This window comes from Nocardiopsis nanhaiensis, from assembly GCF_054778635.1.
In genome coordinates, this window is the sequence record NZ_BAAGZJ010000094.1 from 13,820 (window position 1) to 30,015 (window position 16,196).

Sequence of the window (16,196 nt, forward strand, 5' to 3'; positions counted from 1 at the left end):
TCACTGCTTCACGGGGGCGAGAGCGTTCACGGGAAGCTGGTCGATGCCCATGGACCGGGCGGTGTTGAGCAGCGAGTCCAGCTTGTTCGCGTCCGGGCCGCCAGCGCTGATGAGCTTGAGGAGCAGGGCGGAGACGGTGAGGTTCTTGATGTCCTCGGTGTCGACGTCCGCCAGGATGCGCTTCATGTCCTCGGCGAAGTTGCCCTCGCCGTTGAACCAGCCGTTGCCCAGCGACTGCACGGTGTCGGAGTTCTCGACGAAGCCGTCGACGGCCTTGCCCATGCCGATCGAGTTGACCATGCGGTCGAAGAAGGCGCCGTCGCCGCCGACGATGTTGATGTCGGCGCTCTCCAAGCCCGCGGTCATCGCGCTGGCCTGGGCCTCGGCGACCTGGCGCTGCACGTCGATGCCGGCCAGGCGCACCTCCTTCTCGGCCTCCAGGCGCAGGCGGTACTCCTCGTGGTCGCGGCTGACGTTGTCCAGGGCGGCCATGGCGGCGGCCTTGTCGGTCAGACCCGCGGCCTCGGCGCGCAGCTTCTTCTCCACGGCGTCGGCCTCGACCTCGGCCTTCTCGCGGGCCACGACGGCCTCGGCGCGGCCGACCTTCTCGACGGCCTCGGCGTCCTGCTCGCGGACCTGGACCTCGGCCAGGCCGTCGGCCGCGGCCTCGGCCTGCTGGCCCTCGGCCAGGCGGATCTTGGAGCGGGTGTCCAGCTCGGCGGCCTGCTGGCGGGCCTCGGCGAGCGTGAGCTCCTCCTGGGCCTTGTGCTTGGCGGCGGCCTCGGCTGCCTCGGCGGCCTTGATGTCCTTGACCAGGTTCTCCTGGGCCTCGGCCTCGGCGTTGATGATGACGGCCTGGCGCTGGCGCTCTGCCTCCTCGACCGCGCGGAGCTTCTTGATCGCCTCTTCCTGCTCGGCGACGGTGCGGTCGACGGCCACGCGCTCGCGGACGACGTCGGCGACCTCGCGCTTCTCGCCCTCGACCTCCTTGTCCTTGGAGATGCGGCTCAGCTCTGTCTCGCGCTCGCGGCCGATCACCTCCATGAGGCGGTCCTTCTCGATGCGCTCGGTCTCGATGGCGATGACGCGCTCGCGGTTCTTGTTCGCGACCGCGATCTCGCGCTGCTGGTTCTCGGACTGCACGCCGAGCTGCTCGTTGGTGCGCAGGTTCGCGGTCTCGGCCTTCAGACGCTCCTGGGCCTGGGCCTCAGCGGTCTCGGCCTCCTCCTGGGCACGGATGATCTCGATCTCGCGCTTGGCCTTGGCGGCCGCCTCCTCGCGGCGCTTCTCCAGCTCGGCGAGGGTCTCGGAGGTCTCCGTGTCCTGGCGGTCGATCTCCTTCTTGCGGTCGTTCTCGAACTCGTTGGTGCGCTTGTGCTCCTTGGAGGTGCGCTCCGTGATCTTCGAGATGCCCTGCGCGTCGAGGATGTTGTTGGCGTCGTGCTGGTGCAGCGGGGTCTGCTCCAGCTCGTCGATGGCGACGTCCTCGAGGATGTAGCCGTTGAGGTCGGTGCCGATCAGCGAGACGATCGCCTGGCGGAACTCCTCGCGCTGGGTGAACAGCTCCTCGAAGTCGAACTGCTTACCGACGGTCTTGAGGGCCTCGGAGAACTTGGAGTTGAAGAGCTCCTGGAGGGTGTCCTGGTCGCTGGCGCGCTCGGTGCCGATCGCCTTCGCGACCTTCTGGACGTCTTCGGAGGTCTCGTTGACCCGGACGTAGAAGAACACCTTGATGTCCGCGCGGATGTTGTCCTTGCAGGTCAGTCCGTCGCGGCCGCCGCGTTCCAGGGTCAGGCTCTTGAGTGAGATGTCCATGACCTCGGCCTTGTGCAGGACCGGGAGGACGATCGCTCCGTTGAAGGTGACGGTGATGTGCCGCACCTTGTTGATGATCAGGGCCTTGCCCTGCTCGACCTTGCGGAACAGGCGCGTCACCATCAGCAGGAGCGCGAGGAGGACGACGATTCCGATGGCAAGGGCGACACCGACGGTCAGGAACGCCGCGTCGGCGGCTTCCTGGCCGGTGTCGAGTGCACTCAGCAACACGTAGGAGTCTCTTTCTGCGCAGTGTTCGGGGGTTCGCTCGCCACCGGGGAGGGCGCGCGGCGCGGGTGCGCCGGTTCGGGGCAGTAGCGGTCGTTGTGGATTGTGACGCACCCAGAGGGCCAACAGTTCCGAAACCGGGGAAGATCATCCCTGTTCACCGTGGACGAGATGGGGACGCGACCGGTCAGCGAGCGCATTTCGGTCGAAGGTGCCCAGAGGTTCCGGTTAGGCAGGTGTTCGGGTCAGGACTGTCCGGGGTCGAGGGCCGCGTCGAAGGCGGTCACCAGGAACACGTCGTTGTCCCGGTTGTGGTCGAAGATGAGTGCGGTACTGCCCAGCGGGAGGACCTCACCGCTCGTGGTGCGTACGGGGATGGTGATCGCGGCGCCGCCCGCGGTGGTGATCTCGGCCTGGCCGAAGTCCTCGTGGGCCTCGCCGATGCGGATGATGCAGGTGCGTCCCACCAGTTCGTGCTTGGACTCGCTCTTGCGGCCGGGCAGGAAGCGCTGGAACCCCATCACCACGCCGCTGGTGACGGCCCAGGCGGCGACCAAGGCGATGACCAGGACCACCGCGCCAAGGGCGTACAGCAGGGGAGTGGACGAAGTGTCGATCAGGCTGGCCAAGATGCTTCCCATCATGCTCACGAACCAGGCGACGCAGATCAGCATGGTCAGGGCGACGGTCACCGGGACCCTCCCCAAACCCGCCCTACTCAGCACCGCGCTCAGCCCGGCCGCGTCGCCGTCGGCGTCCACGCTGTCGAGCATCTCCGTTTCGGCCGCGCCGACGATGACGAAGATCCAGTAGCCCAGGACGACGATGAGCATCGGCGTGAACAGGACCGTGGGGAACCCGAAGGCGGTACTCAGGAAAAGACTCATCCCGCGCACCCACTCCTTCGCACCCGAGTTCCGCGTCGGTGCCGGGACCGGCACACCCTTCCGTCGGAACCGTTCCGGAACCCTATCGAACACCCCAGTTCAGCACGTCATCGGGCCGGATCCCTGGCCGCTTGTGGCCACGTCGGGCGGCTTTGTGCGCTGGGTGACTACTCGTGTGCAGTTCGGGTGGCCTTTCGCGGGTGCCTCTCCGGAGGCGGAACCGTGCGGGGAGTGAACTCCGTGACCAAGAATTGACCGGGCGCGGGCACGCTTGGCAAGGCCGGACCGGCTAGGCGGAGCGAAAAGGACACACCCCCCGTGCACAGTGCATCCCCCGCCCGGGAGACCCCCGGGAAGAAGTCGAAACCGCCCATGGGGCGGGATTTCAACCGTTTCTGGGTCGGAAGTCTGTCGAGCAACCTCGGCGACGGAATGATGTTGGTGGCGTTGCCGCTGGTGGCGGCGATGCTCACCAACGACCCCCTGCTGGTCGCCGGGCTCACCGCGGTCCGGTTCCTGCCTTGGCTGCTGGTCGGGCTCTTCGCGGGCGTGGTGGTGGACCGGGTGGACCGGGTCCGCCTCATGGTCATGACCAACCTCGGCCGCGGCGGCGCCCTCGTCGCCTTGGCGGCTCTGGTCGCCACCGAGAACGCCACGATCTGGGTCCTGTACGCGGTCATGTTCACCGTGATGGTCTGCGAGGTGTTCTACGACCTGTCCGGCCGGGCGATGCTGCCGGACATCGCGCCCGCCGGGGCCATCGACCGGGCCAACAGCAGGCTGGTCGGCGGGCAGACGGTCATGCAGCAGTTCGCGGGCGGCCCCCTCGCCGGTTTCCTCTTCGCGGTGGTGGCCTTCCTGCCCCTCGCCGTCAACGCGGGCGCCTACGTGCTGGGCGCCTTGGTCCTGCTCGGTCTTCCGCTGGCGGTGCGCAGGCCCCGGCACCCGGAGGGCGAGGCGGAGAGGACGGGCGAAGGCGGGGCCGCGCGTTCGGTCTTCGCCGACATCTGGGAAGGGCTGGTCTTCGTCTTCCGGAAGAGCTCCCTCGGGCCGGTCATGGGCTTCAACGTGGCCGTGAACATGGCGTTCATGGCCCTGACCGGGGTGATGGTCCTGCTGGTGCAGGACCACTTCGGGGTGCCCGCCGTCCTCTACGGCGTCTTCCTCGGCTCGTCCGCCGTGGGTGCCGTGCTGGGCGCGTCCACGGTGAGCCTGATCGTGGCCAGGCTCGGCCGCTTCCGCACCGAGCTGATGCTCTTCGCCATGGCCGGCCTGTCCTGCGTCGCCTTCGGCCTCTCACCCAACGCCTACGCGGCCGCCGGGTTCTGGGTCGTGGTCGGCTTCGCCATGACCTCGTCGAACATCGTGCTGATCGGCGCCATCCAGCTGATCGTGCCCGGGACCCAGCTGGGCCGGGTGATGTCCTGCGTCCAGATGCTCGGCGCGGGCCTCTCTCCGGTCGGCGCGGTCCTGGGAGGCTTCCTGGGCCGGGTGGAGCTGTTCTACGTGCCGGTGGCCACCGGGCTGGTCATCCTCCTCACCCTGATCCCCTCGGTCCCCGCACTGCGGCGCCTCGTCTCCCAGGCCGACGACGTCGAGGCGGAGCAGGTGGCCGCGGCGGAGCGGAAGAGCGGCTATGACCAGGGTGAACAGGGCGACGAACCGGGAAGGGAGTAGAGGCGGAAAAAGAGTGGGGAGGGGTGTCGATCCGGCGCCGGTCCGTTCGACGTACCGGTGAGAGCGGGGAAGAGGCCCCGCGCCACACCCGGAAGAGGGCGGAAACCATGCGCTACCTGATGTCGATTATGAGCACCCCCGGGACCGAGGCCCAGGACTGGGCCCCTGCGCCCGAGGTGTACGAGGAGATGGCCGCCTACAACGAGGAGATGGACAAGGCGGGTGTCCTGTTGACCGGGGAGGGGCTCAGGCCCACCTCGGAGGGCTCCGAGGTGGTCTTCCGCGACGGCGCCCCCACCGTCGTCGACGGCCCCTTCACCGAGGCCAAGGAGTTCATCGCGGGGTACTGGGTCCTCCAGGTGTCCTCGCACGCGGAGGCCGTGGAGTGGGCCAAGCGGTGCCCGCACCCGCCCAAGGGGGATCCGACCGTGCTCAAGCTCCAGCTGCGCCGGATCGGTGAGCTGGAGGACTTCGACGAGATGTCCGAGGAGCTGAAGGACCGCGAGCGCGAGCTGCGCGCCCGGCAGGAGGACCGGAACGGCTGAGCCCCGTTGCCCTGAAACCCTTTGGCGTCGGGACCTCGTTGCGCCGGTGCGGCCCTCGGTGCTGGGATGGTGCCGTGGGCCACACCGGTGTGACGCAGGAGGTGGAGGCGGTCTGGCGGATCGAGTCGGCCCGCCTGGTCGCCGCGCTCACCAGGATGGTCGGAGACGTCGGCCTGGCTGAGGAGTTCGCCCAGGACGCCCTGGTCGCCGCCTTGGAGAAGTGGCCCGAGGAGGGCGTTCCGCGCAAGCCCGGAGCTTGGCTGACCACCGTTGCCCGGCGCCGCGTCCTCGACCGGTGGCGGCGCGACGCACGCTTCCGGTCGCGCATGGTGGAGCTGGGCCGTGAGGTCGCCGAGAACGACGGGCAGGCCGCGTTCGACGCCGTCTTCGAGGAGGACTACGGCGACGACCTCCTCAAGCTCATGTTCGTGTGCTGCCACCCGGTGCTGTCCACCGAGGCACGGGTGGCGCTCACCCTGCGGCTCCTCGGCGGGCTCACCACCGACGAGATCGCCCGCGCCTTCCTCGTGCCCGAGGCCACCGTCGCCCAGCGCGTGGTGCGGGCCAAGCGGAAGCTGAGCCGGGAGGGGGTCCGGTTCGAGGTGCCGAGCGGCCAGGACCGCGACGCCCGGCTCTCCGACGTCCTCGAGGTGCTCTACCTGGTGTTCAACGAGGGTTACACGGCCACGTCGGGGAAGAGGTGGCTGCGCCCCGAACTGTGCGAGGAGGCCATGCGGCTCGGCCGGGTCCTCGCGGGGCTGCTGCCCAAGGAACCCGAGGTCCACGGGCTGGTGGCGCTGATGGAACTCCAAGCCTCCCGGTTCCGTGCCCGGGTCGGCCCCGGAGGGGAGCCCGTCCCCCTCGCCGAGCAGGACCGCTCCCGCTGGGACCGGCTGCTCATCACCAGGGGACTGGCCGCACTCGACCGTGCGGCTCCACCCGATCCCGTGCTGCACCGCGGCGTCTACGCCCTCCAAGCGGGCATCGCCGCCAAACACGCGCTGGCCGCTCGCCCCGAGGACACCGACTGGCACGGGATCGCCAGCCTGTACGGTGAGCTGGCCCGGCGCACCGGCTCGCCGGTGGTCGAACTCAACCGGGCGGTGGCCGTGTCCATGGTGCACGGCCCGGGAGCGGCGCTCGGGATCGTCGACGCCCTGGCCGGATCCGGTGCCCTGGACGGCTACCACCTGCTCCCCGCGGTCCGCGGAGATCTGCTGGAGCGCGTGGGCCGGAGAGCGGAGGCCCGAGAGGAGTATGCACGGGCCGCCGACCTCACCCGCAACGAAAGCGAACGCGGGCTGCTGATGGAACGGTCACGCCTGTGCGAGAACCCGTAGCCTCGATTCCGACCAGCTGGAGAGCCTCGACCGAATGACTGAACGCGGGGGAGGAGTACCGATGGGCAGTACTGACGCGGTCGTTGTCGGGACCGGTCCGAACGGGCTGGCCGGGGCGGTGACGCTCGCCCGAGCGGGGCTGCGGGTGGAGCTCTTCGAGCAGGCCGACACGGTCGGCGGCGGCCTTCGATCGGTCCCACTCTTCGACAGCGGCGTCGTGCACGACGTGTGCGCCGCGGTCCACCCCATGGCCGGGGCGGCGCGCTTCTTCCGCGAGTTCGACCTCGAAGGCCGGGGCGTGGAACTGCTCCGGCCGGCCACACCGTACGCGCACCCCCTGCCCGGGGGACGGGCAGCCCTGGCCGAGGCCGGCCTCGACGCCACCTGTGCGGGGTTGGGCGCCGACGGGGGGCGTTGGCGCCGCCTCATGGACCCGCTGGTCGATCGCACCCGGGGGGTCGTGGACCTCGGCATCTCCGGACAGAGGTCGCTGCCGCCGGACGTGCCCGCCGCACTCCACCTGGCACGGGGCGTGCTGGCGCACGGAACGGGGTCCGGACCGTTCAACACCGAGCGGGCCAGAGCGCTGCTGGCCGGGGTGGCCGGGCACGTGGTGGGCGCGCTCCCCTCGCTCCCCGGTGCGGCCGTGGCGCTCCTCCTCGGCCACCTGGCCCACACCGAGACCGGTTGGCCGCTGCCACGGGGCGGCAGCGGGGCCATCGCCGAAGCCCTCGTCGCCGACGTCGAGGCGCACGGAGGCGTCCTGCACACCGGACGGCGGATCCGCGACCTCGCCGAACTCCCTCCGGCCCGCACCGTGCTGCTCGACGTGTCCCCCAAGGGCCTGCTCGGCCTCGCGGGCGGCCGTCTGCCCGCCCGCTACGCGGGGGCGCTGCGTCGATTCCGCTACGGCCCGGGCGCGGCCAAAGCGGACTTCCTCGTCTCGGAGCCCATCCCATGGGCGGCGGACGGGGTGGGCGCGGCGGGCACCGTGCACCTGGGCGGAACCCAGGCGGAGGTCTTCCGAGCCGAGACGGAGACCGCGCGCGGCCGCAGGGTGGAGGACCCGTTCGTCCTCCTCGTGGATCCGGCGGTCACCGACCCCGGCCGTGCCCTGCCCGGCAAGCGCCCGGTGTGGGCCTACGCCCATGTTCCGAACGGGGACCCCCGGGACCCGGTGGACCTGATCCGGCGGCGCATCGAGACCTACGCCCCCGGGTTCTCGGACACCGTCGTCGAGTCCCGGGGGATGTCCGCCGCCCAGCTGGAGGAGTACAACCCCAACTACGTGGGCGGGGACATCGCCTCCGGGGCCATGTCCATCCACCAGGCCCTGTTCCGCCCGGTGCCCGCACTCGACCCCTACCGCACGCCCCTCCCCGGGGTGTACCTGTGCTCGGCCTCCACCCCGCCGGGGCCGGGTGTGCACGGCATGTCGGGCCACCTGGCCGCGCTGTCCGCGCTGCGCCGCGAGCACGGGGTGCGCGAGGCACCGGACCTGTCGCCGTGAACGCCGGGGGCGGGCGCCTCCGTAACCCCCGTCCCCGCGCGGCCGCCCCGCACGCCCGTGTACAGCTCAGAGCCCACCAGGCTCTCAGGCCTCCACTGGCTCTTCGGCTTTCCTGGTGGTCACGGACAGTTTGTCCTGGGTGTCGTCGACGTCCACGACAACGGTGTCGCCTTCGGTGAGTTCACCCGAAAGCAGCTCGCGGGCGAGCGGGTCGCCGATCGAGGACTGCACCAGGCGGCGCAGCGGCCGGGCACCGTAGTTCGGGTCGAAGCCGGTGAGGGCCAGCCACTCGCGGGCGCCCGCGGTGACGTCCAGGGTGAGCTGCCGGTCCGCGAGGCGCCGGCCTAGCTTCGCCACCTGTAGGTCGACGATCCGGGTCAGGTCCGCGGTGGAGAGCGCTTCGAACATGATCACGTCGTCCAGCCGGTTGAGGAACTCCGGCTTGAAGGTGGCGCGCACGACGTCCATGACGCGGTCCCGGCGCGCCGACTCCTCCATTGACTGGTCCACCAGGAACTGCGAGCCCAGGTTGGACGTGAGGATGAGGATGGTGTTGCGGAAGTCCACTTGGCGGCCCTGGCCGTCGGTCAGGCGGCCGTCGTCCAGCACCTGCAGGAGGGTGTCGAACACCTCCAGGTGGGCTTTCTCCACCTCGTCCAGCAGCACCACGGTGTAGGGGCGGCGGCGCACCGCCTCGGTGAGCTGGCCGCCCTCCTCGTAGCCCACGTACCCGGGGGGCGCGCCCACCAGGCGCGACACCGAGTGCTTCTCCGAGTACTCGCTCATGTCGACGCGAACGATCGCGCGCTCGTCGTCGAACAGGAACTCGGCCAGCGCCTTGGCCAGCTCGGTCTTGCCCACACCGGTGGGGCCCAGGAACAGGAACGAGCCCGTGGGCCGGTCCGGGTCGGAGATGCCCGCCCGAGCACGGCGCACCGCGTCGGACACGGCGGCGACGGCGTCCTTCTGCCCGATCAGCCGCTGGCCGAGCTCCTCCTCCATGCGCAGCAGCTTGGAGGTCTCGCCCTCCATGAGCCGCCCGACGGGGATGCCGGTCCAGGAGGACACGACCCCGGCGACCTCGTCGCCGCCCACCTCGTCCTTGACCATGCTGTCGGCACCGGAGTCCGCGGCGTTCTCCTCCGCCTTGGACGCCTCCTCGATCTGGTCCTCCAGCTGCGGGATCTCCCCGTACATCAGCCGGGAGGCCTCCTCGAAGCGGCCTTCGCGCTCGGCCAGTTCCGCGCGGGTGCGCAGCTCGTCCAGCTGCCCCTTGAGGTCGCCGACCCGGTTCAGCCCGGCCTTCTCCTGCTCCCAGCGCGCGACCAGACCGGTCAGCTGCTCCTGCTTGTCGGCGAGGTCCGCGCGCAGCCGCTCCAGGCGCTGCTGGCTGGCGGGGTCGGACTCCTTGTCGAGCGCCATCTCCTCCATCTTGAGGCGGTCGACGGCGCGGCGCAGCTCGTCGATCACCACGGGGCTGGAGTCGATCTCCATGCGCAGGCGGGACGCGGCCTCGTCGATGAGGTCGATGGCCTTGTCCGGCAGGAAGCGGGCGGTGATGTAGCGGTCCGACAGGGTGGCCGCGGCCACCAGCGCCGAGTCGGAGATCTGCACCTTGTGGTGCGCCTCGTACCGGCCCTTGAGGCCGCGCAGGATCGCGATGGTGTCGGTGGCCGACGGCTCGCCGACGAACACCTGCTGGAAGCGGCGTTCCAGCGCGGGGTCCTTCTCGATCTTCTCCCGGTATTCGTCCAGGGTGGTCGCGCCGACCATGCGCAGCTCACCGCGGGCGAGCATGGGCTTGAGCATGTTGCCCGCGTCCATGGCGCCCTCGGCGGCGCCGGCGCCCACCATGGTGTGGAGTTCGTCGATGAACGTGATGATCTGGCCCTCGGACTCCTTGATCTCCGAGAGCACCGCCTTCAGCCGCTCCTCGAACTCGCCGCGGTACTTGGCGCCCGCGACCATCGCCGACAGGTCGAGGCTGATCAGCCGCTTGCCGAGCAGTGACTGCGGTACGTCGCCGGCCACGATGCGCTGGGCGAGCCCTTCGACCACGGCGGTCTTGCCCACACCGGGCTCGCCGATGAGCACGGGGTTGTTCTTGGTGCGGCGGCTGAGGACCTGGATGACCCGGCGGATTTCCCCGTCCCGGCCGATGACCGGGTCGACCTTGCCCTCGCGGGCGCGCTCGGTGAGGTCCACACCGAACTTCTCCAGGGACTGGTAGGTGTCCTCGGGGTTCTCCGAGGTGACCCGGCCGGTGCCGCGGACCCGTTCGAAACCCTCCAGAAGGGCTTCCGGGCCGGCTCCGGTCTCGTTGAGCAGGCGGGCGGCCTCGCCGCCGTCGGTGGCCAGCCCCACCAGAAGGTGTTCGGTGGAGACGTATTCGTCCTCCATCTGCTTGGCGCGCTGGGCGGCCGTGTTGATGGAGACGATGAGCTGCCGTGACGAGCTCGGGGAGCTGACCGTGGAACCCGCTGCCTTGGGCAGGTTGCCGATGGCCGCTTCGACCCTGTCCCTGAGCTGGTCTGGGTTGGCACCGACCTCTTTGAGCAGCGGCCGGGTGATGCCCTCGGCCTGGTCCAGGAGCGCGCTGAGCAGGTGCAGCGGTTCGGTCTGCGGGCTGCCGTCAGACGTGGCCTGGCGGATGGCAGCGGCCAGAGCCTCCTGGCTCTTCTGGGTGAGCTTGTAGTTCATGGCTGGTGACTCCTTTCACAGGTATTGTCACTCAGAGTGATAGTAGAGGGCCGGCCGTGCCCGGTACCAGTTCGCCGGAACCCCGTCAGTCCCGGGTCTCAGCCTTCGTCGGACTCGCCCCGGCCGGGCCCGTCCCTGCGCTGTTCGCCGTTCCCGTTCCCCCGCTCGGGGAGGTCGTCCCCGGGCTCGGCGGTGTTGAAGATCGTGACGCGGGTGCGGCGCACCAGCTCCCCGCGTCCCTGCCCGGCCTCGGGACGGGGGCTGGGGTGGCCCCGCCGGGACACCGCCCGGCGGGCCGCCTCGAGTTCGTTGGCCAAGTGGAACAGGTGCTCGCGCAGCTCCTCCACCTCGTCCTGCAATTCCAGGATCCGCTTGATCCCGGCGAGGTTGATGCCCTCTTCCTGCGACAGGCGCTGCACTTCGCGCAGCGTCCGTACGTCGCGCATGGAGTAGCGGCGACCCCGTCCGGACGTGCGGCCCGGAGACACGATCCCCAACCGGTCGTACTGCCGCAGCGTCTGCGGGTGCATCCCGGCCAGCTCCGCGGCCACCGAGATCACGTAGACCGGTGCGTCTGCCCCGAAGGAAGGATCGTTCACGGTGTTCACGCGCCCTTCGCCCGCGCTTCGAGGTCGGCTCGCGGGTCGTAGTCCGAGGTCGCCGCGCGGAACTTCTCCAGCGCCTCGCGCGCGTCGCCGTTGAGTGTCTGGGGCACCGCTACCTCGAAGGTGACGAGCATGTCGCCCATGGTGCCGTCCCGGCGGGTGGCGCCCTTGCCGCGGACACGCAGTGTGCGCCCGTTCTGCGTGCCCGGCGGGACCTTCACGGTCACCGGGAACCCGCTCATGGTGGGCACTCGGACATCGGCGCCCAGTGCCGCCTCCGGGAAACTCACCGGGACGGTGATGGTGACGTTGTCGCCGTTCCTGCCGAACACCGGGTGCCCCTTCACGTGGACGACGACGAAGAGGTCACCGTTGGGCCCGCCGTTCTCGCCCGGCGCGCCCTTCCCCTTGATGCGGATGCGCTGCCCGTCGGTGACGCCGACGGGGATACGGGTCTGTATGGTGCGGGTGCTCTTGCCGCGCCCGCTACCGGTGCAGGTGGGGCAGGGGTCGTCGACGACGAGGCCCCGTCCCCTGCACTCACTGCACGGCTCGGACAGCGAGAAGCCGCCCTGGTTGGTGCTCTCGTGCCCGGTGCCGCTGCACTTGGGGCACATACGCGGGGCCGAACCGGCGCGCGCTCCCGTGCCTCTGCACGTGTTGCACGGGGCCTCGCTGCTCAGCTGGAACGAACGGGTCACCCCGTCCGCGGCCTCGCGGAAGCTCAGCGTGGTCTCGGTCTCGACGTCGGCTCCGCGCCTGCTGCGGGTGGCCTGGCCGCCCCGGCCGCGGTTGCCGAACAGTCCGCCGAACAGGTCGCTCAGCCGTTCGCCTCCGGGGGCACCGCCGCCACCCGGGGTGCTCTGGCCGAAGATGTCGCTCATGTCGAACCCGCCGGGGCCGGTACCGCCCCCGGGGCGGTACGAGCCGCCGAACATCGAACGCGCCTCGTCGTACTCCTTGCGGCGGCTGTCGTCCGACAGGACGTTGTACGCCTCGGAGATCTCCTTGAAGCGGTCCTCAGCCTTGGGGTCGTCGGTGTTGGCGTCCGGGTGGTTCTCCCGGGCCAGCTTGCGGTAGGACGACTTGATCTCGTCCTTGGAGGCCGTCTTTGAGACTCCCAGGACCTTGTAGTAGTCCTTCTCCAGGTAGTCCTTGGTGCTCATCGACTGGTGCCTTCTCCCCGCTGGTGCCGGTTGCGTCCGATGTTTCCATGTGGCCCCGCGCCGCGCGGGGCCGGGGTCGGCCGGTGGCCGTGACCGACGTTCTCACGTCAGCCACGGCCACACCAGAGCCACCCCTCTAGGGGCCTGACCCGTACCTACTTCTTGTCCCCGCCTTCGCCGCTGTCGGCGGAGGCGTCGGTGGAGTCCGAAGGCTCGTCGGCGGAGTCGGCCGGGGCCTCCTCCGCGCCGTCCATCGGTTCCCCGACGACCACGCGGGCCGGACGGAGGATCCTCTCCCCGATGCGGTACCCGGGCTGGAACACCTCGATCACCGACTGGACGGAGATATTCGGTACGGGGACCAGGGTGAGCGCCTCGTGGACGTTCGGGTCGAACTCGTCGCCCTGCTCGCCGTACTTCTCCAGGCCCAGCTTGGTGGCCGTGGTCTCCAGGGACTCGCCCACCGCCTTGAACCCGCCGCTGAGCTCGTCGTGCTCGCGGGCCCGACCGATGTCGTCCAGGATCGGCAGCAGCTCGCTGAGGACCTGGGCTGTGGCCATCTCGCGGACGGCTACACGGTCGCGGTCGACACGTTTGCGGTAGTTGGCGTACTCCGCCTGCACCCGCTTGATGTCGTTGGTGAGCTCGATGACCCGCTCGTCGGCGTTGATCGCCTCGGACACCACGGACTCCGGGGTGTCCGGAACCTCGGGGACCTCATCGACCTCGGCCTCGACGATCTCGGGCTCTTCCTCGGAGCCCTCGGCCTCAGCGGCGGACCCGCCCTGCGGGTCCCGGACCTCGCCGGTCTCGGGGTCGACCTTGCGGTTGTCCCGGATCACCGGACCCTGCGTCTCGTCGCCGTCACCGGCGTCGGGACTGTTGTTCTCCGACGGCGTCATCTCCGACGTTCCCTCCTTCCTCGGCTCTCAGTGGGCTGCCCGGTTCAGGAACCCTGGTTGCCCTTGCCGTTCTCCTCGTCGACGATCTCGGCGTCGACGACGTCGGAGTCGTCAGCGGAGCCGTCTGCGGAGGCGTCGGCGCCGGGCTCGCCCTGGGCGGCACCCTCGCCACCCTGCTGGCCCTGGCTGTAGATCGCGGAACCGATCTTCTGGCTGGCCAGAGCGACCTTCTCGCTGGCGGTGCGGATGGCCTCGACGTCGGTGCCCTCGAGGGCGGTCTTCAGCTCGGCAACGGCGGCCTCGGTCTCGGAGCGCACGTCCGCCGGGATCTTGTCCTCGTTGTCCGTGATGACCTTCTCGGTCTGGTAGACGAGGGACTCGGCGTTGTTGCGGACCTCGGCCTCCTCGCGGCGCTTGCGGTCCTCCTCGGCGTACTGCTCGGCGTCGCGGACCATCTGGTCGATGTCCTCCTTGGACATCGCCGAACCACCGGAGATGGTGACGGACTGCTCCTTGCCGGTGCCCAGGTCCTTCGCGGTGACGCTCACGATGCCGTTGGCGTCGATGTCGAAGGTGACCTCGATCTGCGGGACGCCGCGCGGCGCCGGGGGCAGACCGGTCAGGTCGAAGACGCCCAGCTTCTTGTTGTACTGGGCGATGTCGCGCTCGCCCTGGTAGACCTGGATCTGCACGGACGGCTGGTTGTCGTCGGCCGTCGTGAAGATCTCGGAGCGCTTGGTCGGGATGGTGGTGTTCCGCTCGATGAGCTTGGTGAACACGCCGCCCTTGGTCTCGATGCCAAGCGACAGCGGGGTGACGTCCAGCAGCAGGACGTCCTTGACCTCGCCCTTGAGCACACCGGCCTGCAGCGCGGCACCGATGGACACGACCTCGTCCGGGTTGACGCCCTTGTTGGGCTCCTTGCCGCCGGTCATCTCCTTGACGAGCTCGGCGACGGCGGGCATACGGGTCGAGCCGCCGACCAGGACCACGTGGTGCATCTGGTCCAGGTTGATCCCGGCGTCCTTGATGACCTGCTGGAACGGGGTCTTGGTCCGCTCGACCAGGTCCGAGGTCAGGCGCTGGAACTCGGCGCGGGTGAGCTTCTCGTCCATGTGCAGCGGGCCCTCGGCCGAAGCCGTGATGTAGGGCAGGTTGATCTGCGTCTCGGCGGAGCTGGAGAGCTCGATCTTCGCCTTCTCCGCGGCCTCGCGCAGGCGCTGGAGCGCCATCTTGTCCTTGGACAGGTCGACGCCGTTGGAGTTCTTGAACTTCTCGACCAGCCAGTCGACGACGGCCTGGTCCCAGTCGTCACCACCGAGGTGGTTGTCTCCGTTGGTCGCCTTGACCTCCACGACGCCGTCGCCGACCTCGAGGAGGGAGACGTCGAAGGTACCGCCACCGAGGTCGAAGACGAGGATCGTGGCCTCGTCCTCCTTCTCGAGGTGGTAGGCGAGCGCGGCCGAGGTCGGCTCGTTGATGATGCGCAGGACGTTCATGCCGGCGATCGTGCCGGCCTCCTTGGTGGCCTGGCGCTGCGAGTCGCTGAAGTACGCCGGGACGGTGATGACCGCGTCGGTCACGTCCTCGCCCAGGTAGGCCTCGGCGTCGCGCTTGAGCTTCTGCAGGATGAAGGCGCTGATCTGCTGCGGGTTGAAGGTCTTCTCGTCGATCTCCACCGACCAGTCGGTGCCGATGTGACGCTTCACCGAGCGGATCGTCCGGTCGACGTTGGTGACGGCCTGACGCTTGGCCACCTCACCGACGAGCACCTCACCGTTCTTGGCGAAGGCCACGACCGAAGGGGTGGTGCGGGAGCCCTCGGCGTTGGTGATGACCGTCGGCTCGCCACCCTCAAGGACCGCGACACACGAGTTCGTCGTACCGAGGTCGATTCCGACCGCACGTGCCATGGTTGTTTCCTCCGTCAAAGTTGAGTCGTACAGACGTAATTTTGCTTCGTCGGGTGGGGGCTGTCAAGTCAGTTGAGTCGACCCGACTCAGGTTACTTCCTACGACCTGACAACGGCCGGCTAGGCGGGGATGTTCCCGGCCTGGGCAGATTCCACGAGGAAATGGGCGAAACCCGGGGCAACTCAGGGACATCCTTGACCTGGAAACCAGGGGTTGCCGGGCCCTCTCGGGGTTGGACGCGGGGGTGGGCCGGGAAGTGGGATCGCGCTGAGCGAACAGCGGGTGTGCCGTGTCCGGGGCGGGGTGCCGCACGCCGGTTGTGCACAGCCTGTGGGCGGCGGCTCAGTCCCGTCGCGCGCCTTCTCCCTGTTCCCTCTCGGCACTCTCGCGCGGGCGCGCGAAGGGGCGCAGGCACGAAGGCGGTGGACCGGGGCGGGCGGGAGTTGGGGGAGCGGTGGAGCGAACCGGTGCTCCTACCGATGCCTCAGTGTCCCCGGTCTGCCCCGATGTCCGCTTACATAGAGGTGAGGGGGTGTGTTCGGGGAGACTCGGGTGCACCCGCGTGATTCTGTTGCGCGGAGGGCTGGCTACGGTTGGCACCCATGTGCGGACGCGGTCCCGTAGCCCGGACGCACGGTGACGGACGCGAGGGACGTGAGCCCTCAGATGCCGTGGGCCCGGTCAAGCCGGTCGGGTCCCGGTGTCAGCAGTGCTATTACTCGCTAGTAACATCTATCAGGACCACCGGTGTGTGGCGCACCGGATGACGAAAGCAGGATGGGAGGCCTCCGGCGATGCATCCTCTGTATTTGACACTGGGCATCATCACCTCGGTCTTCGCCGTGGTCGCGCTCGCCTTGTTCGCTCTGGGTTCGTACCAGATCTGGCGGACCGTGAGTGTGGGCCG

Annotated in this window: 11 protein-coding genes; 4 read left to right on the plus strand and 7 right to left on the minus strand. The window is 69.5% G+C overall.

What is annotated here, in order from left to right:
- Nucleotides 1–2,046 carry a flotillin family protein gene (locus tag ACYVD1_RS29885; protein WP_460777853.1) on the minus strand — a complete coding sequence of 682 codons (2,046 nt, stop codon included), beginning with the start codon at nucleotides 2,044–2,046 and terminating at the stop codon, nucleotides 1–3.
- Between the two features lie 242 nt (nucleotides 2,047–2,288).
- Complete coding sequence (locus ACYVD1_RS29890; RefSeq protein ID WP_460777854.1) at nucleotides 2,289–2,930, minus strand: DUF1449 domain-containing protein; 642 nt, start codon at nucleotides 2,928–2,930, stop codon at nucleotides 2,289–2,291.
- Between the two features lie 372 nt (nucleotides 2,931–3,302).
- Between ACYVD1_RS29890 and ACYVD1_RS29895 the strand changes: the two genes are divergently transcribed.
- The 4 genes from ACYVD1_RS29895 to ACYVD1_RS29910 all read left to right on the plus strand — a co-directional run bounded on the left by ACYVD1_RS29895 (nucleotide 3,303) and on the right by ACYVD1_RS29910 (nucleotide 8,002).
- On the plus strand, nucleotides 3,303–4,607 hold the full coding sequence (locus ACYVD1_RS29895; protein ID WP_460777862.1) for an MFS transporter: 1,305 nt from the start codon (nucleotides 3,303–3,305) through the stop codon (nucleotides 4,605–4,607).
- A gap of 107 nt (nucleotides 4,608–4,714) precedes the next feature.
- Nucleotides 4,715–5,152 (plus strand): YciI family protein, encoded by a 438-nt coding sequence (locus ACYVD1_RS29900; protein ID WP_460777855.1) that lies wholly within the window; start codon nucleotides 4,715–4,717, stop codon nucleotides 5,150–5,152.
- A gap of 74 nt (nucleotides 5,153–5,226) precedes the next feature.
- Nucleotides 5,227–6,492, plus strand: a complete 1,266-nt coding sequence (locus ACYVD1_RS29905) for an RNA polymerase sigma factor (RefSeq protein WP_460777856.1) — start codon at nucleotides 5,227–5,229, stop codon at nucleotides 6,490–6,492.
- Between the two features lie 61 nt (nucleotides 6,493–6,553).
- Nucleotides 6,554–8,002 (plus strand): phytoene desaturase family protein, encoded by a 1,449-nt coding sequence (locus ACYVD1_RS29910; RefSeq protein ID WP_460777857.1) that lies wholly within the window; start codon nucleotides 6,554–6,556, stop codon nucleotides 8,000–8,002.
- Nucleotides 8,003–8,086: 84 nt separating this feature from the next.
- Here the strand turns inward: ACYVD1_RS29910 and clpB are convergent, their stop codons facing one another.
- From clpB to dnaK, 5 genes are all read right to left on the minus strand, one after another.
- Nucleotides 8,087–10,702 carry an ATP-dependent chaperone ClpB gene (clpB, locus tag ACYVD1_RS29915; protein ID WP_460777858.1) on the minus strand — a complete coding sequence of 872 codons (2,616 nt, stop codon included), beginning with the start codon at nucleotides 10,700–10,702 and terminating at the stop codon, nucleotides 8,087–8,089.
- Nucleotides 10,703–10,800: 98 nt separating this feature from the next.
- Complete coding sequence (locus ACYVD1_RS29920; protein ID WP_460777859.1) at nucleotides 10,801–11,310, minus strand: heat shock protein transcriptional repressor HspR; 510 nt, start codon at nucleotides 11,308–11,310, stop codon at nucleotides 10,801–10,803.
- Entirely contained in the window at nucleotides 11,307–12,473 is a 1,167-nt protein-coding gene (gene dnaJ, locus ACYVD1_RS29925; protein ID WP_460777860.1) for a molecular chaperone DnaJ, read from the minus strand. The genes ACYVD1_RS29920 and dnaJ overlap by 4 nt, the downstream gene beginning before the upstream one ends.
- A 155-nt stretch (nucleotides 12,474–12,628) precedes the next feature.
- Nucleotides 12,629–13,375: a nucleotide exchange factor GrpE gene (gene grpE / locus ACYVD1_RS29930; protein WP_460777861.1), complete on the minus strand. Its 747-nt coding sequence runs from the start codon at nucleotides 13,373–13,375 to the stop codon at nucleotides 12,629–12,631.
- A 44-nt stretch (nucleotides 13,376–13,419) separates the two neighbouring features.
- The gene (dnaK, locus tag ACYVD1_RS29935) at nucleotides 13,420–15,288 is read right to left on the minus strand and encodes a molecular chaperone DnaK (RefSeq protein WP_460756568.1); all 1,869 of its coding nucleotides are present in this window, start codon (nucleotides 15,286–15,288) and stop codon (nucleotides 13,420–13,422) included.
- Between the last annotated feature and the right edge of the window lie 908 nt (nucleotides 15,289–16,196).